Genomic DNA, 19,208 nt, shown 5'->3' on the forward strand with positions numbered 1-19,208 from the left:
ATCTTGCGTCCTCGACGGTAGGGCGATCAACTACAAATGAAAAACAGAACTTTGCGGTCTACCAACAAATATTGGTTGTTACTGGGGTTGCGCCGTGGCGCCCGTCGTCATGAGATCGCGGATCGGTGAGTGGGTGTGCGGCAGCCACACTGCCTGCACCGGGGTCAACGGCGGATCTTCCAGATCGATCACCACGACCTCGCCGCCGAGTGCGGGCCCTGCGGGCGCGGTCACGAAGGCCACGGCGGTGGGGTAGTCGAGTGCGGCCGTCACCGGTGCCGTTCCCTGAACGCGATTGATGACCAGCGTCGGCTCGAATCCGGCGCGACGGCAAGTGCTGGAGATGAAATCGGTGTAGAACGACGACCCCGGCGGCGCCCACACCACGATCTGCTCGTCGCGCAATCGCTGCACCGCGAGCCGATCTACCGCCGCCAGCGGATGTGAGCGCGCGACCGCGATACGCAGCGGGTGGTAGGCGATCACCGCCGCGGCCAGATTGCTCGACACCGCGATGCCACGGCGCAACGCCACGTCGACCGTGCCGTCGAGAATCGAGGGCTCCAGTTGGTGCGGGAACATCTGGGCGGCCGTCACCGACACCTCGGTCGCGGCGCGGATCGGCGCCAATAATCCGTGCACCTCTTCGGTCGTGATCGCGGGCGTGTGCGCGACCACGAACGGGCGATGCGCCGCCGCCGCGGCATCGCGAACCTGTTGGCCCAGTACGTGTCCCGCGGCGAGTAAGGCGCTCGCGCGTTCGTAGAGCGCGCGACCCGCCGCCGTCATCCTGACCTGTCGCCCGGTGCGGTCGAACAGCGTCACGCCCAGCTGGGATTCCAGTCGCGCGACCGAGCTGCTGAGCGCCTGCTGGCTCAGATGTAATCGTTCGGCTGCCCTACTGAACCCGGAAAGTTCCGCGACACAGACGAATTGCTGGAGCCGCCGGAGATCCGGCGGCTCGTCCTGTCGCGGGAACGGTGGGGGCACTACCTGGACTTTACCGGCGGTCACAACCGTTGCTTGTGGAAAGCTCCGCTTCTGCTGTTTCCCCTCGGCCGACCGGGCACATATCTTCGATGGGCGATGTGGTGGGGGTCGCGCAATGAGCCGCCCGGCCTCACCACATCGCGGTGGGTTCGGTCGTCCGCGTTCCTCGATCGCGTCGATGTGCTGTCGCGGTCGGTATTGGATACGGTCAACCAGGACACTGACCGTCACGCGAATACAGGGACCGCTCAATGATATTCAAGACCCGTCCGGCGGAACCGTCGCATGCTCCCGCTCCCGCGAGCGAAGACCGAGTCATGCTGGGGGCCGTGCTGGACGGTCTGCTCGCGCTGCTGATCGGTCTCGGCCTCACCCAACGAGTCTTCCCCGATGCTGACGGCGCGCTCGCAGTCTTCGCTGGTTTGGTCGGGTGTGCGCTGCCGTTGTCGTTCCTCAACCACGTTGTCGGCGCCGTGCTGTTCCGCACGACTGCCGCGAAGTTCTTGCTCGGCATGCGCGTCGTGCGGTGGCGGGACGGCAAACGGCCTCGGTTCGGGCAAGCCATGCGGCGTTGGTTGCTCGGTTTCGTGCTCGTCGTGTTCCAGCCCATGCTGGAGGGGACACTGCCGGAGGCGTGCGGCTTGCGCACGGTGCTGCGTCGGGACTTGGCGCGCGGTATCACCGTCTGACTTCGTGCTGCCGTGGCGTCGATCGGCGGATTACTCGTACCTGTCGTAGGTCGAGTGACTAGCGTGGCTTCGAGCCGACCGACCTGGCAGCGAGGAGCAGCCGAATGAGCCAGCCTGTACTCACCGAGTTCGCCGACGGGATCGCGGTGATCACGATCAACCGTCCCGAGGCACGCAATGCCATCGACCGTGCGACCGCCGAGGGCATCGCCGAGGCGGTCGACGAGCTGGAGTCCCGCTCGGACCTCTCGATCGGCATTCTCACCGGTGCGGGCGGAACCTTCTGTGCGGGAATGGATCTGAAGGCGTTCGTGCGCGGCGAGGCGCCGATGGTCGCGGGTAGGGGCTTCGGTGGGCTCACCGAGCGTCCGCCGACGAAACCGTTGGTCGCCGCGGTCGAGGGGTGGGCGCTGGCTGGCGGGTTCGAACTCGCGTTGAGCGCGGATCTGATCGTTGCCTCGCGGGCGGCGAAGTTCGGTATCCCCGAGGTCAAGCGCGGGTTGGTCGCGGCGGGCGGTGGTTTGCTCCGGCTGCCGAAGACGTTGCCGTATCAGGTCGCGATGCAGATCGCGCTCACCGGTGACCCGCTGACCGCCGAGCAAGCGCACGGATACGGGCTGGTCAACGCCCTCACCGAGGAGGGCGGCGCGCTGGCGGGGGCGCGGGAACTCGCCGCGCGGATCGCGGTGAACGCGCCGCTGGCGGTGCGGGCGACCAAGCAGATCGTCGCCGGTGCGATCGATTGGACCGCGGCCGAAGGGTTCGCCGCGCAAACCGACTACGTTCGCGAGGTCATGACTTCGCAGGACGCGCAGGAAGGTTCGCGCGCCTTCGCCGAGAAGCGCCCGCCGCGGTGGCAGGGGCGCTGACGATGCCTACCGCCCGCCCCGCGACGATGTACGAGGGGCGGGCGCGGGGTGCGCTACATGATGTGTACCGGCGCGGACGCGGAGAACACCACCGGGAACGACGCCATCGCGCGGTGGAACGGACCCGGCCGCCACAGCAGCGTGTCGGTGGGGACGGCCAGCTGAATATCGGGCAGCACATCGAAGAGTTGGTCGATGGCGTACTGCACGGTCAGATAGGCGACGTCCTTGGCGGGACAGGTGTGCGGGCCCGCACTCCACGCCAGATGTGACCGGTTGCCGATGCTGCTGTCCTGATTGCCGCGAATCTCGGGGTCGTTGTTGCAGGCGGCGAGGCTAACCACCACCGGCTGATCAGCGGGCAGCCAGACACCGTCGACCGAGATCGGTTGCCGCGGATAGGTTGTGCAGAAGTTCGCCATCGGCGGGTCGTTGAACAACACCTCGTCGATCGCGTTGGCGGTCGAGAGGTTCCTGCCCATCACGTCGCCGAATTTGAACCGGTCGTCGGTGATCATCAGCAGCAGCGCGTTGGTGATCAGATTGCGCTGCGCCTCGAATCCCGCGCCGTAGAAGCTCATCAGCTGGGCGAAGACCTCGATGTCATCGAGGCCGCCGTGGTGCTGGGCCAGCCGCGAGGTGACATCGTTACCCGGCTGTTCACGCTTGAGCGTGATCAGCTCCATCAGCGCCGATTTCAGCATTTGCATGCCGAGCGCGGGGTTGACCGAGTCGAATCGCGCCGCCATCCCGTCGGCGACCCGTCGGCCGATCTCGTCCGGGCAGCCGACCATCTGGTTGAGCACCTCGAGCACGAGCGGAAACGCGTACTGCGCCACCAGGTCCGCCGACCCGTTACGGCAGAAAGCGTTGATCAGCGGAAGCGCGACCCGCTCGACAGTCGAGTTCACCGAATGCAGATCGATGCCGTCGATGCCGGAGACCGAGGCGTCGCGGTAGCGGGCGTGCGTGGCACCGTCGCTGTTGCGTGCGGCCGGTAGCCAGCCCATCATCGGGCGCACCGGGCAGTCCTCGGGCACGGACTTCTGCCATGTCCTCGGGTCGGCGGGAAAGTGTGTGGGGTCGTTGAGGATTCGCACCGCGACGGCATGGCCGACCACGAGCGTGGCCGGGACGCCTGGCGCCAGTTCCACCGGAACCAGCGAGCCGAACTGCGCACGCATCGCGTGGTAGGCCCGGTGCGGGTCGGCGACGAATTCCGGGGTGTACAGCGCGAACCGCTGGCCGTCGGTGTCGGCGGGCGTCGCGTGCTGAACGGGACACCCACCGGTGGTGGTGGTCAGGATGTCCGGTGTGGTGATCGGGGACTGTGGGGTGGCCAAAAGACGTGACTCCAGACGAGAGAACAGGACTCGACAAAACCGAACCGGCGACCGTGGACCCGTGTTTCGAGCGGGGTCACGAACGTAGGTCGGCGACGTGTCGGGTCGTTGCGGGTTCGCTACGACAGCTTTTCATGACCTGCCCGGCGCCCGACGACCCGCCCACGCTAGCAACATAACGACGTGGAGGGGTCCGCACCGCCGAAATCGGTGGCGGCCGTGTGGATCGTGACGGCCGAGGCGATCGCGGGTCGCACCCCGCGAGGGCGGCCCGGCGCGCACGGGTGGCGGGTCGGTCGGGTCCGGTCGGTGCGACGGGGTCGCGGAAATAACCCGCCGACCACAGGTCGGTGCGTCTTGACCGGATTCGATAGGCATGATCGATGCATGGATATTACTGCGTGACACGGGGTTCCGCGAGTGCGTCGCGCTTTTCACCCGTGGTGAGCGCGCGTGGCGCAGAGCCGGGGGCGGACAACCCCCGCCGCGGGCAGCACGGACCGCGTGCGAGTGGTCGACCAGACCTGTCCCGGCTCAGGGCGTTCGTGCTTCGGTGAGCGCGAGAAGCACACACCGCAACACTTGACCCGGTGTGAGTGCGTCGGATAGACGCAGACCACCGACGACGGTGTCGGTCGCTCGGCAGGCGCGGAAGAACGCCGTGGTCGCGGTACCGATGGCGGCGAGGTCACCGGTGTCGAATTCGGCGGTCGCCGTGTCGGCGGCGGCTCGAAACTCGGGGGGCAGCGGGTCGTAGAGCCAACACACCGGGGTGCTTCCCGCGGCGGCGAACAGCTCGGGCAGCCGCTCGGCGTCGGTGGCCGCGACTCGGGCCACCAGGGTGAGTTTGCCGGGTGGGGTGTCGGCACCGAACGCACGGCACAGGGTCTCGACCTCGGCCGCGGTGGTCGCCGGGTCGAGCAGTACGCCGACGGGCCGGTCGGTGGATGTCGCGCGGCGCAGATGTTGCGGCGTCAGCGGCGCGTAGTCGAACCAGAGTTGGTCGGCGCGCGCATCGGGAGGCGGTATCGTCGCTCGGTGCGTGGCCGACGGTACGGTCCGCGACCACCACAGCGCGGGGATCGAGGTGTGCAGTTCCCGTGCGGTCGGTGCGAGTGTGGCGGCGAGCGGCATGAGCCCGGCTACCTCACGAAGCAAATCGGGTGGCACCGGAAGCCCTGGAAGCTGCGCGGTGCGACGAAGGAGTTCGGCGCTGGTCGCGATCAGTGTTGGTGCTCGGTGGGCGCCGGTGGATTCGGTGTGCGGACCGCCGCGCGACCCTGCGTCCACTATCCCTCGGTCTACGAAAAGCTCTGGTGTGTCGTGTGTTTCAATAATGGCGTGGCTCGGTGTGGCGGGGCTGTGTTGTCGGCGGGTGGTCACCGGATCGTCGTGGCGCGCACGGTCGCCGGCCGCGATCTCGCGCGCGAACCGGTTCTCGGAAGACAGTGCTGGGTCGGCTGTTTCGGCGGCTCGGTGGGTGAGTACCGGAACGGTCGCGCGGCCGAGGGCGTGGGTCACGACTGCCGAGGCGGCATACAGCAGTGCCGGCGCGCCGCCGTGGTCGGTGCGCTGGCCGAGGTGCAGGACGAAAGCGTCTCCGTGGGTGGCGTCGGCCAATTCGGTTCGCAGCGAAGAGGGGCCGCGTGAATCGGGTGCCGCGCCGGGCCTCGACGACGGCGCGGGCATGGTCGACCCATCGTGTGACGGCGTGCGGACCCCTGCCGCGGCGTATTCCTCGGAAGACCCGGCCTCCCCTTCCGGCTCGTCGTCCCAACGATCGGCATCGGTCGCCCGCGAGTGATCCGGCGCGATGAGGCCGGGATTGAACGACTCACGGATATAGCACAGTGGCTGCTCGCCACGCACGATCACGTAAGCCTTTGCCGCGCAGAGCCGTCCGTCCGGCCAACGGGTGTGGCCGACCCGCACGACGTGACGGCTTTGTCGCACGCCGTGCGAGAGCAAGCTGTAGCCGATCGGCACCCGCACATCCTCGACCCCGGTTCCCACCGCGGGTTCGGGGACGGTGACGACGTAATTGACCGAGGCGGTCACGAGATCGGAGTCCAGCAGACACGAACGACGCACGATCACCCGATCGTCGTCGCCGACCCGCAGCAGCTCGCGAATCGCCTCGGGGAGTCGTCGTGCCGCGAGTTCATCCTGGCGCAGTACTCGCACCTGGAGTTCGGTGTCGAGGATCGCTTCCAGGATCGGCATGGTGAAACCATCGCTGGCCAGCAATATCCTGGTCCGCGGACGCGTGAAACGCCCGGTCTCTTCGAGATGTTCTCCCCGGACCGCTGCGTCGGACGATGAATCGCCCGGCGCAGCGGCGGGCCGCATGCTTGTCAACGGCCATCACTCCGTGTGCGTGCTGTCCGGAACTACCGCGCGGGAGTCTCGGCGTCTTTCGGCGCCAAGACCGGCCGCGCCACCGCCGCGACCTCCTGCTCGGTGCGCGCTCGCCTGGTGAGCCCGAGCACCGGCTCGGTGGCCACCCGCAAGCCCTCGATCTCGATGTCGGCCAGCGGATCACGCCAGTGGTCCCACACCACCGACATGTCGAGGTGGCCCATGTACTCCAGGTTCGCCGACTCCGAATGCAGGTTCTCGACCTCCGAGACGAGCGCGCCGGTATCGGTGCGTTGCTGCTGGCCCTCCGATTCGTTGACGTCGGTGAGCCCGGCCATGATCCTGGTGAACGAGGCCTCGGGTGTATCGCCCGCGTGCTCGGCGGTGAGGTCCTTCGCGTGCGCGAAGTACTCGTCGGACCCGATGTACTGCTCGTACATCCGCGAGACCAGGACCAGGAAGCGGGTGTAGGCGCGGCGCGCGGTGTCCTGATAGAAGGCCAGAGCCTCCTCTTCCGGCATCTCGCCACGCAGTGTCGTCGCGATCGCCGCAGCCGCGACCAGCCCGCCGTAGGTGGCCAGGTGAACACCGGTGGACAGCAACGGATCGAGGAATGCCGCGGAGTCGCCGACCAGCGCGTAGCCGGGGCCGCAGAACCGGTCGGACACGTACGAGTAATCCTGCTCGGCCTTGACCTCGGCGACCTGGGTCGCACCAGCCAGCATCTCGCTCAACGGCTTGCTGTCGCCGAGGGTTTCGAGGTAGTAGCTCTGGAGTTCGCCGGTGCGCAGCTTCTCGGCGGCCTTCCGTGCCGACACCACGTAGCCGACGCTGTTCCTGCCGCCGGCCAGGGGAATATTCCAGAACCAGCCACCCTCCTCGGTGGAGGTCACGTTGATCGCGCCCTCCGGGCTGTCCGGATGCAGTTGTGCGCCTTCCCAATACGACCACACCGCGACATTGCGGAAGGCGGGGTGCTGGCGCCGCATACCGAAATGGCGTTTGGCCAGCAGCCCGTCGCGCCCGCTCGCGTCGACGAGGAAGTCGAACTCGGTGGTGCGGACCGTGTCGTCGCCGAGCAGGGTCCATTCCACCGAGGTGGGCCGTTCGCCGTCGAAGATGATCTCGCGCACCGTGGCCTGCTCGATCACCTCCGCGCCCTGTTCGGTGGCATTGCGCAACAGGATCTCGTCGAACTCCGCACGGTCGACCTGCCACGACCACGCCTCGGCGTCGACAAGTTGCGACCAGTCCAGCCGCCATGTGTCGTTCTGCCACTGGAAGTAGCCGCCCCGCTTGATCTGGAATCCGTGCGCGGCGACGGCGTCGTAGGCGCCCGACAGGCGCAGGGTCGAGAGCACCGAGGCCAATAACGACTCGCCGATGTGATAACGCGGGAACTTGTCCCGCTCCAAGAGGGTGACCCGCACCCCCGATCGTGCGAGCAAGGCTGCGACGGTCGACCCACCCGGGCCGCCACCGATGACTAGGACGTGCGGATTGTTCCCCATAACGAACTCCCTGGAACTGCCGACAACCGAGAACTTGTGCGCCGCGGCGGCGGATGAGGTCGGGCCCCACAACGATGGAGAGCCGAGACCGAATGTGTCGCCACTGATTAGCTCTTGCACTGACGCACGCCCAGAAGTGTAGCGATCGCGTTTCAAATATTAAGGGGAACAGCACATTTGATATGTCTTGGAATTTTGCCACGATATAGCGGGGACGTCGAAGAGAGCGCACGTCGCATCGTGGTCGACGTGGCATGCCAGGTTCGCGCACCCCGGTGGGTGTCGCGGAATCTGGAAACCGGTGGGGCAGTGCCTAGTTCACCGCGAGGTGCAGTGGCGCGGACAAGGTAGTGGTGTGCTGCGGTGGTCGGATCGGCGCGCTGTCGCGGCTCGTGCCCCTGTCCGTTCAGGGTAAGGCGACGCCCGGTCCGCGCATCACGAAATGCGCGGACCCGGTGTGGCCGTACGGATTCGGCTCGCTCGGCAGACGCCGTCAGGCCGGGGCGGCCTCGGTGAGCTCGACCATCGTCGCCGCGGCCTGTTTGGCGGCCTCCACCGTGCCGCGCCCGAGGCCGCACGCGGTGGCGACACCGTAGGAGGTGCGGTGGGCGGCGCGCTCGAACAGTGTCAGCGCGCGGGCACTGTCGTCGGCCGACTCCGGTGAGACGACACCGGCGATCAGCTGCCAGTCGGGGTCGAGCTTGCCCAGCGGCGTGTAGAACTCGGGGCGCAGCGGCGCCGACTCGGGACCGTAGGCGCAGGGGATGTGAACCGGAGGTAGCGGGACTTTCGACTGCCGTAGTAGTCGGGCCGCGCGATCGAGCAGATTCACCGCGGGGGCCAAAGTGCTTGGCGTCAAAAGGCTTTCGTGCGCCAGGTCGCCGTAGCACAGATGCACGACGGTCTCGGCGCCGGTCTCGTGCATCCTGGTGAGTAGCCCGGCGAACTGCTGTGCGACCAGCGGGCCGAGCGCCCACCGTGACCGCAGCTGGGTCGCCTTGACCATGGCCAACAGCGCGAAGGGTGACTCGAGTTGCCACACCACCAGATCGCCGTAACGCCGCTGGATCTCGGTGACCTCCGTGATCGCCGCCTCGACGAACACCGGCAGATGACGCAGCGCGCGCACGACGAGATTCGCGTGCGCGAACGCTCTGCCGACGGGTAAGCCGCCGGACACCGCGCGCCCGGCGAAGACGAACATCGAGACGTCGAGCGGATTGGGCAGGCCGACCTGGAGTTTCGTGTCCGCCAACTCCGGGTGTTCGGCGCGCAGCTTCGTGAAGTTCTCGACTACTCGGCCGATGCGCTCGACCCTGTTCATCGAAACGTGCTGCGGCCGCAACGTTTGTCCCCGCCGGACTCGGTTGTCGGGAAAATCGCCGTAACCGGTGTAGTCGCCCGGCTTGTGCGCCTCGAAGACGTCGGCGTGCTGCGCGCGTTCGCGCAGATACACGACGAGCCAATCGGGATCGAGGTCGCACGGTATGGCGGTGATCGGTTTTCCCGCACTGTTTTCGACGAACCAGCGCATCACGGCGAGGTCGCCTCCGCTGATGATTTCCCCTGGCAGGCTGCCGACATAATGAGCGTGTCTGGTCATGGTGGCTCTTCTTCCCCTGGATCGGACAGAAAGTCAGTCCAAGTGTCCCAGCTGAGCCACGTCCGCGTGCCCGGTTCACTCCCCTTTTGCTCATTTGCGCCATTAGTCACATGTCATGAAACGCATTGCGCGCCAGCGATGCTCATGCGTGTGCCTGCGGTTCATGTCCCTGCGCGGTCGTGCGACCTCATTCGTAGTGGTAACGACATGCGATGATCGTTGCGCTGTCGTCCTCGACCGCGTACACGATCCGGTGTGCGCTGGTGATCCGGCGGGACCAATACCCGGAGAGGTTCCGGCTCAACGGTTCCGGCTTGCCGATACCCGCGTAGCCATTGCGGCGGATGTCCTCGATGAGTGTGTCGATTCGCTTCACGGGCTGGCTGTCATGGCCCTGCCACCACAGGTAGTCGTTCCAGGCCGAGGGTGTGAAAGTGACCTTCACTCCGCATGCTCCGGGCCGGACGGTTCCTCGGCCGGTATGAGTTCGTGCGGCGTCGCGTCGCCTCCGCGATGCTCAGCGATCGACTTCGCCAGATGTCGTGCGTTCGCTGGGCTACCGAGCAGGTAGTTGGTCTCCTTCAATGCTTGGTATTCGCTCAACGCGATCACGACAGCGGGTGCGTGACCCGCACGGGTGATGACAACCTCCTCGAGGTCCTCGGTCGCGCTGTCCAGTACGGACGCTAGGTTTGCGCGTGCTTCGCTGATGCTCATCGGTCGCATGGTTCGCTGTACGTGATTACGTACAATTATCGCGTGCGCTGGGCGCTATTCATCACCTCGGACGTGACGACGAGTTCGATGCCGCTGCCTCGGCGGACGGTGTTGTAGATCGGGCATGTTTCGGTGAAGCGGGTGGTGAGGGATTCGGCGGTCGGTTGGTCGACGCCGGTGAGGTGGACGTAAACGGTGGTGTAGTCGTAGCGGGTGACGTCGGTGCTGCCTCGACGGTGTTCGGCGCGGACGTCGATGTCGGTGAGGGGGAGATCCTCGGCGGCGGCGTTGGACTGGATGTTGGCCATGGCGCACGAGGTGAGCGCGGCGAGCAACAGTTCACCGGCCTGGATGGATTCGCCGGGGCCGAAACGCGAGTCCGTCACCAGATGATTGGTGCGCGCGCTGAGGAGGAATCGCCCGGGGACGTGCGCGAGGGTGTGTCCGGATACTCGCGCTTCGCCCGGTTCCGGCGCGGCGTCGGTGTCGGTCGGCGCACTCGGCGGGGTGTCGTTCATGCTCGGACCGCCGAATCGCGGCGCACCCGGTGGCGCCATTCGCCGGGCTGTACACGCGCGAGGCCGAGATTCTCGCGCAGGGTTTTGCCCGCGTATTCGGTGCGGAACAGGCCGCGCTTCTGCAACTCGGGGACCACCTGTCTGGCGAAATCCTCGAATCCGCCCGGCTGGTACGGCGCCTGCAGCATGAAGCCGTCGCACGCTTCCGAGGTGAACCATCGCTCCAGTCCGTCGGCGATCTCGGTCGGTGTGCCGATGAATCCGCCCTCGACCCTGCCGCCGTAGCGTTTGCCGAGTTCGCGCAGGGTGAGCCCTTCGCGCTCGGTCATCTCCCGCACCTCGTGATAGTGCCCTTCTACGCCGGGCACCTCGACATCGGGCAGGCGCCCGTCGAGCGGGAAGGTCGACAGGTCGACGTCCAAATGATAAGCGAGAGTGGACAATCCGCCCAGGGGTGGGACGAGGTCGAAGAGCTTCTCGTACTTCTGCCGCGCGATCTCGGACGTCGCGCCGACCACCGGCGCGATCGAGGGGAGAATCTTCACCGATTCCGGGTCGCGCCCGTGCGCGGCGGCGCGCTCCTTGATCTCGCGGTAGAAGTCCTGCGCCGACTCCAGGGAGGCGTGGCTACAGAAAATCACATCCGACCAGCGCGCGGCGAAGTCCTTGCCCTTGGCCGACGCACCCGCCTGGATTACCACCGGGTACCCCTGCGGCGGGCGCGGAACATTCAACGGCCCACGCACGGTGAAGAACTCGCCCTTGTGGTCGATCGGATGCACCAGGTCGGGGTCGGCGAACAACGGGGTCTCGGTGTCGAGCACCAGTGCGCCGTCTTCCCAACTGTCCCACAGCTTTCCGGTTACCTCCAGGAACTCGTCGGCGCGTTCGTAGCGTAGCTCGCGCGGAAACTGCTCGTCGCGGTTGAAGTTTCGCGCCTCCGCCTCCTGGAAGGAGGTGACCACATTCCACGCGGCCCGCCCGTCGGTGAGGTGATCGAGGCTGGCGAACGACCTGGCGACGGTGAACGGTTGCGCGTAGGTGGTCGACACCGTCGCGGCCAGGCCCAGATGCGAGGTCACCGCCCCCATGGACGACAGCACGTGTAGCGGGTCCAGGCGCATCGAGCCGAGCGCGCCGTTGCGCAGCTGGGAGTCGAGGCTGCCACCGAAACGGTCGGGCACCGAGAGGATGTCGGCGAAGAAGGCGAGGTCGAACCGCGCGTCCTCCAAGGTTCTCGCGATGTTCTGGTAGTACTTCGCCGACAGCCAGCCGGGTACGGAATCGGGGTAACGCCAACCGCCGGGACGGCCGGGGCCAGCGGTCACGAACGCGGCGAGATGCAGGTGGGGGGAGGGCATGTCGAAGTCCTAGCGGGCGAGAGCTTGGGTGAGGGTGGACTTGATCGCGTCGAAGCGTTCGTCACGCAGCCAGCCGGTGACCTCGACGCGCTCGGGGTAGACGCCGAGCGCGTGGAAGTTGTCGGCGAGGTCCTGGGTGCCCGCGATGGCGGCGTCGTCGACGACGGTGAAATCGCCCGCACCCGAATACGACAGCCGTCGCGATTTCACCAGGTCCAGGTACACCTGTTCCTCGAGGTCGCTGTCGCCGAAGCCGCCGAGATCGGCGAACGCGGAGACCGCCGTATCGGGATTGCCGTCGATCCAGCGTTGGGCGTCGCGCACAGCGCGTACGAGGGTGGCGGCCTTGTCGGGGTTGTCGAAGGCCAGTCGCTCGCTGGCGACGAAGAAGGCGTAGTCGTAGGTTTTCACCTCGGGCAGTGCGAGCGCGTCGTGCTTGCGTTTGGCCAGCTCGATGGTGGGTTGCCAGTTGATCCAGGCGTCGACCTTGCCTTGTGCGAATGCCGCCTCCGCGTCGGCGGCGGGCAGGTTGACGTACTCGATGTCGTCGAGGCCGAGCCCGTAGGTCTCGAGATACTTCACCAGGCTGTAGGTGCCGGTGGTGCCCCGCTGATCGGCGACCTTGCGTCCGCGCAGGTCAGCCCCGGTTTTGATGGTCGATCCGCGCGGCACGAGAATATCGACCTCGTTGCGCGGTAGCGGGTAGGCCACCAGCGGGACGATCGGCACCTCACCACCGATGGCGTAGATGACCGCGGTCGCGGTGGCGAAGGAGAAGTCGATGCTGCCGGATTTGATCGCCTCCATCACCGGAAGCGACGCCGTGAATCCGGTCTGCCATTGCACCGGCAACCCCAACTGTCCCGGCAGGTCGAAGCCGCCGAGATTATTGCGCAGGATGGTGCCGGGCTCGGCCTTGCCGTCGCCGATCAGGGCGTAGCGGACCTGGTCGAGCGGGCCGTCGGGGTCGTCGCCGCAACCGGCGAGTGCGAAGGCCGAGAGCCCGAGCGCGCCGACCCCCGCTGCTTGCAGGAAGCCGCGGCGGCCGAGCGTTGTGCGGACCGGTCTGACACGGGAAGTCATGTCGGGGAGAGCCTTTCGGAATGAATCAGGGGGTGGTGAGCGCGGAGTCGGCGTCGAGCAGCCCGTCGAGCAGCTCCTCTTTCCACGCGGCGAGTTGGGCATCACCGCGATGGCGCGGGCGCGTCTGCGGGATGCGCAGGTCGCGGGTGATTCCGGCCTGCGTGAGCAGCAGGACCCGGTCGGACAGCACGAGTGCTTCCTCGATGTCGTGGGTGACCAGCAGCACCGTGCGCGGCCGCTCGGCGAGCACGCGTTCGAGCAACTGCTGCATGGTGACGCGGGTGATCGCGTCCAGCGCGCCGAAGGGTTCGTCGAGCAGCAGGATGTCAGGCTGATGCAGCAGCGCCCGTGCCAGCGCTACCCGCTGCCGTTGCCCGCCGGAAAGCTCGGCGGGCCAGTCCCTTTCGCGTTCGGACAAGCCGACCGCGTGCAGCAGCTCGCGGGCGCGTTGACCCCGGCCCCTGGTGCCGAGCGTGACGTTGTCCAGTACCGATCGCCATGGCAGCAGCCGATCTTCTTGGAACATCATGCGCGAGACCACGTTCTGCGACGTGGCGTGCTCGGCGGCGTCCAGCGGGCGCACCGAACCGGTGCTCGGCGTCTCCAGCCCGGCCAGAATGCGCAGCAGGGTGGACTTCCCGACGCCGCTGGGGCCGAGGAAGGTGACGAATTCGCCCGGCGCGATGCGCAGCGCGAGATCGCGCAGCACCACCTTGTCGCGGTAGCGGTGACCGAGGTCGAGTAGCTCGAGTCCGACGGGTGCGGTCATCGACGGGTTTCCTTGCGGTAGTGCGGGTTCCAGCGCAGTACTCGTGCCTCGAGCACGCGGGTGAGCTGGTCGGCGAGCAGACCGGCTACCGCGTAGAGCAGGATGGCCAGCACGATTCGGTCGTTGCGCAGCATGTCGCGCCCGTTCTGTGCGAGGTAGCCGATGCCCTCGCTGGTGGCGATGGTCTCGGCGACGACGAGGGTCAGCCAGGCGACGCCGAGCGCGTAGCGAATACCGGTGAGGATCATCGGCATCGCGCCGGGCACGATGATGTCGCGAATGCGCGCGCCCCGTCCGAGACCGTAGGACTCGCCCAGCTGCACCAGCTTGGGGTCGACGGTGCGGATGCCCGCGACGGTATTGAGGTAGACCGGGAAGATCACCCCCAGTGTGACGAGCACGACCTTGGGTACCTCGCCGATGCCGAGCATCGCGATCAGCAGCGGCACGAGCGCCAGATGGGGCAGCGCACGCAGCATCTGGAGGGTGCGGTCGATCAACCCTTCGGCGATTCTGGAGAGTCCGACGACGAAGCCGAGTATCAGCCCGATTGTCGCGCCGAGGGTGAAGCCGAGCACGATGCGCCGCAAGCTGGTCAGCAGATGATGTTGTAGCTCACCGGCTTTCCACAGCTGTTCGGCTGTGGCGAGCACCTTGCTCGGTGGCGGAAGGATCGTGGCCGAGATGGCGCCGGTCGAGGCCGCCCATTGCCAGGCGAGGATCAAGAGTACCGGGACCACCCAGGGCAACAGCGCCGACGCGGGGAAGGTGCGCCGTGCCTTCGGCGCGCGGTCGATCGGTCCCGGTGTGCTGGCGGGCCGCGTGGCGACCTGGACTTCAGGCATGGCGCGAAGCCGGGTATCTGGCGGGGATGCTCATGACTCTCTCCTTGTGTGAACGCCCCGGAGCCTAAGAGCTTCTGTACACGAGAGTCTTCATCTGTATACACATGGATTCAAACTCTTTACTCCGGCGGGTGTTGTTTGGTAATGGTGATGCCCGGCATGCCCTGTGCCGAAGAGAGGACAGCCGTGGAACGAGAGTCATCCGCGTACAAGCAACTGCGCGAACGCATTACGAGCGGCGTCTATCTGCCGGGCACCATGCTGGTCCCCGCCGCGATCGGTGCGGAGCTCGGCTTGTCGCGCACTCCCGTCCGCGAGGCGATGCAGCGCCTGGACTACGAGGGGTTGGTGGTGCAGGCGCCGCGCGGCTATCGGGTGCGCGAACGCACCGCGGAGGAAGTATTGGAGATCTGTGAGGCGCGGATCGCCCTGGAATCCGCGATCGCCTACTCGGCGGCGAGCAGGCACACCGAGCTCGACCTCGCCCGGCTCACCCGACTGTTCGAGCAGGCCGTCGAATCCCCGGATCCGGGAACCAGTTTGGCACTGCACAACGAATGGCACGGCGCACTGCGCAGCGCGGCACACAACCAGACCATCACCGAGCTGATGGACCGGCTCGACGCCCAGCTGCGGGTCTACGACGCGAAAGAGGCACGGGCGGAGTCGAATCTGCAACAGATCGAGACCGAACACCGCGACATCCTGACGGCGGTGCGCGCGGGCGACGCCGAACAGGCCCGCCTGCTGATGATCGCCCACCAGTCGCGCACCCGCGATCTTCGGATCGCGGCCATGGCGCGGCGCTAGCGAACGACGAAAGCCCGGACACTGTCCGGGCTTTCGGGGCGGTGTGGGCGGTGATGCGCAGCGTCAGCCTGCGGGTACGAAACAGCGGTCGTTCGGCCGTTCCTCCACCGTTGCGGCGGGGAGGCTCACCATGGCGCAGGCCACGGTCGGGTAGGACGCGGGGGTGTCGGAGCCCTCGGGGTAGTCGGCGCAGTAGTTGATGACCAGGTGGTCGCCGTCGGTGACCTCGCCGGTGAGGGTGAAGTTCGCAGGGGCTACAACGCGCTCCGACGTCGGACTCTGTTCGTTGCCGTCGATGATCAGCGTGCACTGCACGGTGCCGCCCGGCTGGTCGGTGCTGATCTCGCTCGCCGTCGCGGTGACGGTCGTGCCTGCGAGGGTGATGGTCGACGTACTCGGCGGAATAATCGCCGCTGTAGCCAAACCAGGTGCGGCGAGAACGGCGGCGGTCGACGACGCGACGATTAATCCTCGTATTCCTTTGCGTGCGATCATGTCGCACAATTTACCGAATTCTCCGAATGTGTATACACGGGTAATTGGGGACTTGACAGTTCGCGCGAAGGCGTACCCGACTGGTCGTGCCATGCCCCTATTATTGGGGAGTTGCCGAGCGTCGTTCGCCATGCCATTATGCACCAGAATAGCAGCTACGCTGCGTATTTCGGAGATGAACCCCGGGTTGGCAAGCCGGTGCTCGTTCTCGAGTGCGCGGTTGTCCGAATTCTTGTACACGATGACCTGCGCCTGTTTTCATTCGCCGTTCCGGGTCTATTTCTGTACCGCGTCCTCGGCAGCGGCACGAGCGCGAGGCAGCGCCTCGGGCACCGGAAGTCTTCCCGCGTACATTTCCCCGAAGATCGGGTCGATGGCGCGCAGGGCGGAGTTCAGGCCGGGGGCGGTGCCGGAGGAGATTTTCGGGCCGTGCAGGACATCGAAGAAAGGGGTGACATCGATGCCATGGTCTGACCAGTAGTCCCGGTACTCGGCTTGCTGGCCGACGTTCGCGGAGATGGTGGCGCCGTTCGCGACGAGGTCGTGGGTGCCCTCGGCGCTGCCCAACCAGCGCAGCACGCGCCGCGTGGCCTCCGGGTGCTCGGTGTCGGTGTTGCCCGCGACGCCGATCGCGCTATTGGTACTCACGCGTCCCGCCGGACCCTCGGGCAACATGGCGACGCCCCAGCCGAACTCGGCCTGCTCGGCGATCTGCGCGAGATTGAAGGTTCCGGATTGGAACATGGCCAACTTGCCTTGCAAGAAAGCGTTTTTCGCGAAGTCGGAGTCGGTATTGGTATCGGCGGGCGAAGGGGCGAGGCCGTCGCGGATCAGTCCGACCAGATATTCGAAGGCCGAGATCGCCTCCGTACTGTCGAAGACGAAGTCCCCCTGGCCGTCGCGAAACCGCGCACCCGCCGAACCGAGATACGGCAATTCGACGGATTGGAAGTCGTGCCCCGCGTTGTAGGCCGACGGCGCGACAGCGGCGAGGCGCCGCAGCAGCGGGGTGAGGCTGTCGTCGGCGCCGGGCCCCCAGCGCAACGAATTCAACGACGCGGGGTCGATTCCCGCGGCGGCCAGTAGGTCGCGGTTGTAGTACACGGCGGTGCCGCCGTCGACGAATTGCGGTACCGCCCAGAGTTTCCCCGCGCGAGTGTACTGCGCGACCGAGGCCGGATCCCACGCTCGGCGCGGCCCGAGCGACTCGTCGATCTCCAGCAACCGTCCCGCGTCGGCGTACTCGGCATAGGAGCTACTCCAGAACAGATCGTCGGCGGTGCCACCGGCGAGATCCAGGCGCAGTTTCTGCTCGTAAGACGACCACGGCACCACCGTGATCCGTACTCGCACATCTGGATTAGCGCGCTCGAACTCGTCCAAGGACGCGCGATAACGCGGCACGAAACTCTCGTCCCATACCCGCAGGCCGACCACTGTGCGCCCCGACGCCGTCGAGTCCGGGTCGCGTCCCGACCACAGCGCCGCCGCGACCAACACCACCGCGGCGACGACGATCGCCAACACCACCCGCGTGGACTGCCTCATCTGATTCCCGTCCACGCGATCGAGCGCAGCACCTGCCGTTGGAATACCACGAACAGCACAACCAGCGGCGCGATGGCCACGGTCGTCGCCGCCATCACCAGCGTCCACTGCGCGTTGTACTGGGTCTGGAAGTTCGCGGTCGCCACCGTGAGCACCTGCCAGCGCTGGCCGCTGCTGGCCACCAACGGCCACATGAAGGTGTTCCACTGCGAGACAACGGTGATCAGCGTGAGCGTCGCCAGAATCGGTCGGCTCATCGGCACCATCACGTGTACCAGGATGTCCAGGGTGTTCGCGCCGTCGAGTCGTGCCGCGCCGATCAGCTCGCCGGGGATCGCGCGAAAGTACTGACGCAGCAGGAAGATCGCGTACGGCGAGCCGAACATGAACGGCAGCACCAATGCCCAGAAGGTATTGAGCCAGCCGAGTTTCGCGAACATCAGATACAGCGGGATGAGCGTGACCATCGGCGGCACCATCATGGTGGCCAGGTACACCCAGAACAAGGTGTCGCGACCGGGAAACTGGGTGCGCGCGAACGCGTACGCCGCGAGGATCGAGGTGAGCAGCTGACCGCCGGTGATGAAGGCCGTCATCAGTGCCGTCACCAGCACCGCACGTCCGAGACCGTGCTCGAAGGCGGTGTGGAAGTTCTCCATGGTCACCGGATGCGGTGGCGTGAGCGCGGATTCGCGCGCGAACTGCTGGGGCGTCTTCAGTGCGGTGAGTGCGCTGAGCACCAGCGGCGCCACCGTCAGCAACGCGCCGAGCAGCACCAGTGCGTAGACCGCCGCGCCGCGCACGTGCTCAGATCTCATAGGTGGTCCGATCCCGGAAGTAGCGGTGTTGCACCGCGGTGATCGTGAGGAGCACCAGGAACACCACGATCGCCATTACCGCCGCCCGGCCTGGCCGTGCGGCGGTGAATGCCTCGCTGAAGATCCGCATGGCCACCACGTCGGTCGTCGCGTCCGGCCCGCCCTTGGTGAGCGTGTACACGGTGTCGAAGGTCTGAAACGTGGTGAGTACGCCGGTCACCAGAACGAAGAACGTGGTGGGCCGCAGCAGGGGAAGCACAAGCAAACGGACCCGCAGCCACCCGGTCGCGCCGTCGAGCGCGCCCGCGTCCAGGATGTCGCGGGGGATGGCGCGTAACCCGGCAACGAAAAACAGTGCCACATAGCCGAAGTTCGCCCACACGCCCACCGCGGCCACCGAGGGCAACGCCAGGGCCGGATTCGACAACCACTCGACCCGATGTCCGAGTAGCGCGTTCAACGCGCCGTCGGTGGGCGCGAAGATCCACTGCCACACCACACCCACCGCGACCGGCGCGCACATCCATGGCAGTGCGTACACCATCCGTAGCCCCGTGCCACCACCTCGACGCACCAACGCCGCCGCGACCAGGAATCCGAGCACGGTCTGCGCGGGAACCACGATGGCCGTCAATGCCAGCGTCACCAGCAGGCTGTGGCCGAACTCCGCGTCGCCGAGCACCGAACGCCAATTACGCAGGCCAACGAATTCCATGGGGCCCAACAGATTCCAACTGTGCAGGCTCAGCCACGCCACGACGACGATCGGGACGAGCAGAAACGCGCCGACCCCGATCATGCTCGGCAGCAACAGCAGACCGCTCGTCATGGTCCGTCGCGTCCTGCGATGGTCGCGCATCCGCTGATTCACGAGCAGCGAC

19 protein-coding genes are annotated in these 19,208 nt (G+C 66.6%); 3 read left to right on the forward strand and 16 right to left on the reverse strand.

Annotated elements, in window-relative coordinates; all coding sequences use genetic code 11:
* Window positions 1-78 precede the first annotated feature (78 nt).
* Window positions 79-990 (reverse strand): LysR family transcriptional regulator, encoded by a 912-nt coding sequence (locus tag ABEA50_RS20890; protein WP_345497276.1) that lies wholly within the window; start codon window positions 988-990, stop codon window positions 79-81.
* A gap of 317 nt (window positions 991-1,307) precedes the next feature.
* Between ABEA50_RS20890 and ABEA50_RS20895 the strand changes: the two genes are divergently transcribed.
* Both ABEA50_RS20895 and ABEA50_RS20900 read left to right on the forward strand, forming a co-directional pair.
* Window positions 1,308-1,679: an RDD family protein gene (locus tag ABEA50_RS20895; protein WP_345497277.1), complete on the forward strand. Its 372-nt coding sequence runs from the start codon at window positions 1,308-1,310 to the stop codon at window positions 1,677-1,679.
* Between the two features lie 104 nt (window positions 1,680-1,783).
* Window positions 1,784-2,548 carry a crotonase/enoyl-CoA hydratase family protein gene (locus ABEA50_RS20900; protein WP_345497278.1) on the forward strand — a complete coding sequence of 255 codons (765 nt, stop codon included), beginning with the start codon at window positions 1,784-1,786 and terminating at the stop codon, window positions 2,546-2,548.
* Window positions 2,549-2,601: 53 nt separating this feature from the next.
* On the opposite strand, the gene ABEA50_RS20905 is transcribed toward ABEA50_RS20900, so the two are convergent.
* From ABEA50_RS20905 to ABEA50_RS20955, 11 genes are all read right to left on the reverse strand, one after another.
* The gene (locus tag ABEA50_RS20905) at window positions 2,602-3,891 is read right to left on the reverse strand and encodes a cytochrome P450 family protein (RefSeq protein WP_345497279.1); all 1,290 of its coding nucleotides are present in this window, start codon (window positions 3,889-3,891) and stop codon (window positions 2,602-2,604) included.
* 534 nt (window positions 3,892-4,425) lie between these two features.
* The gene (locus tag ABEA50_RS20910; RefSeq protein WP_345497280.1) at window positions 4,426-6,114 is read right to left on the reverse strand and encodes a 3-deoxy-7-phosphoheptulonate synthase; all 1,689 of its coding nucleotides are present in this window, start codon (window positions 6,112-6,114) and stop codon (window positions 4,426-4,428) included.
* A 167-nt stretch (window positions 6,115-6,281) separates the two neighbouring features.
* Window positions 6,282-7,760, reverse strand: a complete 1,479-nt coding sequence (locus tag ABEA50_RS20915; protein ID WP_345497281.1) for an NAD(P)/FAD-dependent oxidoreductase — start codon at window positions 7,758-7,760, stop codon at window positions 6,282-6,284.
* Window positions 7,761-8,253: 493 nt separating this feature from the next.
* Window positions 8,254-9,363, reverse strand: coding sequence for a hypothetical protein (locus ABEA50_RS20920; protein ID WP_345497282.1), 1,110 nt, complete (start codon window positions 9,361-9,363; stop codon window positions 8,254-8,256).
* A gap of 187 nt (window positions 9,364-9,550) precedes the next feature.
* Window positions 9,551-9,808 carry a Txe/YoeB family addiction module toxin gene (locus ABEA50_RS20925; RefSeq protein ID WP_345497283.1) on the reverse strand — a complete coding sequence of 86 codons (258 nt, stop codon included), beginning with the start codon at window positions 9,806-9,808 and terminating at the stop codon, window positions 9,551-9,553.
* Complete coding sequence (locus tag ABEA50_RS20930) at window positions 9,805-10,080, reverse strand: type II toxin-antitoxin system Phd/YefM family antitoxin (protein ID WP_425577680.1); 276 nt, start codon at window positions 10,078-10,080, stop codon at window positions 9,805-9,807. The genes ABEA50_RS20925 and ABEA50_RS20930 overlap by 4 nt, the downstream gene beginning before the upstream one ends.
* 35 nt (window positions 10,081-10,115) lie before the next feature.
* Entirely contained in the window at window positions 10,116-10,598 is a 483-nt protein-coding gene (locus ABEA50_RS20935) for an OsmC family protein (RefSeq protein ID WP_345497285.1), read from the reverse strand.
* Window positions 10,595-11,959: an LLM class flavin-dependent oxidoreductase gene (locus ABEA50_RS20940; RefSeq protein WP_345497286.1), complete on the reverse strand. Its 1,365-nt coding sequence runs from the start codon at window positions 11,957-11,959 to the stop codon at window positions 10,595-10,597. The genes ABEA50_RS20935 and ABEA50_RS20940 overlap by 4 nt, the downstream gene beginning before the upstream one ends.
* A 9-nt stretch (window positions 11,960-11,968) precedes the next feature.
* Window positions 11,969-13,042, reverse strand: coding sequence for an NrtA/SsuA/CpmA family ABC transporter substrate-binding protein (locus ABEA50_RS20945; protein WP_345497287.1), 1,074 nt, complete (start codon window positions 13,040-13,042; stop codon window positions 11,969-11,971).
* 25 nt (window positions 13,043-13,067) lie between these two features.
* Window positions 13,068-13,811, reverse strand: coding sequence for an ABC transporter ATP-binding protein (locus ABEA50_RS20950; RefSeq protein WP_345497288.1), 744 nt, complete (start codon window positions 13,809-13,811; stop codon window positions 13,068-13,070).
* Window positions 13,808-14,656 carry an ABC transporter permease gene (locus tag ABEA50_RS20955; RefSeq protein WP_345497289.1) on the reverse strand — a complete coding sequence of 283 codons (849 nt, stop codon included), beginning with the start codon at window positions 14,654-14,656 and terminating at the stop codon, window positions 13,808-13,810. Before ABEA50_RS20955 ends, ABEA50_RS20950 begins: the two co-directional genes overlap by 4 nt.
* A gap of 186 nt (window positions 14,657-14,842) precedes the next feature.
* Between ABEA50_RS20955 and ABEA50_RS20960 the strand changes: the two genes are divergently transcribed.
* The gene (locus tag ABEA50_RS20960; protein ID WP_345497290.1) at window positions 14,843-15,466 is read left to right on the forward strand and encodes a GntR family transcriptional regulator; all 624 of its coding nucleotides are present in this window, start codon (window positions 14,843-14,845) and stop codon (window positions 15,464-15,466) included.
* Between the two features lie 63 nt (window positions 15,467-15,529).
* Here ABEA50_RS20960 and ABEA50_RS20965 read toward each other — a convergent pair whose 3' ends face one another.
* From ABEA50_RS20965 to ABEA50_RS20980, 4 genes are all read right to left on the reverse strand, one after another.
* Window positions 15,530-15,961, reverse strand: a complete 432-nt coding sequence (locus tag ABEA50_RS20965) for a hypothetical protein (protein WP_345497291.1) — start codon at window positions 15,959-15,961, stop codon at window positions 15,530-15,532.
* Between the two features lie 276 nt (window positions 15,962-16,237).
* A complete protein-coding gene (locus tag ABEA50_RS20970; protein ID WP_345497292.1) occupies window positions 16,238-17,509 on the reverse strand; it encodes an ABC transporter substrate-binding protein in 1,272 nt (423 codons plus the stop codon).
* Window positions 17,506-18,327, reverse strand: a complete 822-nt coding sequence (locus tag ABEA50_RS20975; RefSeq protein WP_345497293.1) for a carbohydrate ABC transporter permease — start codon at window positions 18,325-18,327, stop codon at window positions 17,506-17,508. The genes ABEA50_RS20970 and ABEA50_RS20975 overlap by 4 nt, the downstream gene beginning before the upstream one ends.
* Window positions 18,317-19,186, reverse strand: coding sequence for a carbohydrate ABC transporter permease (locus ABEA50_RS20980; protein WP_345497702.1), 870 nt, complete (start codon window positions 19,184-19,186; stop codon window positions 18,317-18,319). Before ABEA50_RS20980 ends, ABEA50_RS20975 begins: the two co-directional genes overlap by 11 nt.
* Between the last annotated feature and the right edge of the window lie 22 nt (window positions 19,187-19,208).

Source organism: Nocardia callitridis (assembly GCF_039543305.1).
GTDB classification, from domain to species: Bacteria; Actinomycetota; Actinomycetes; order Mycobacteriales; family Mycobacteriaceae; genus Nocardia; species Nocardia callitridis.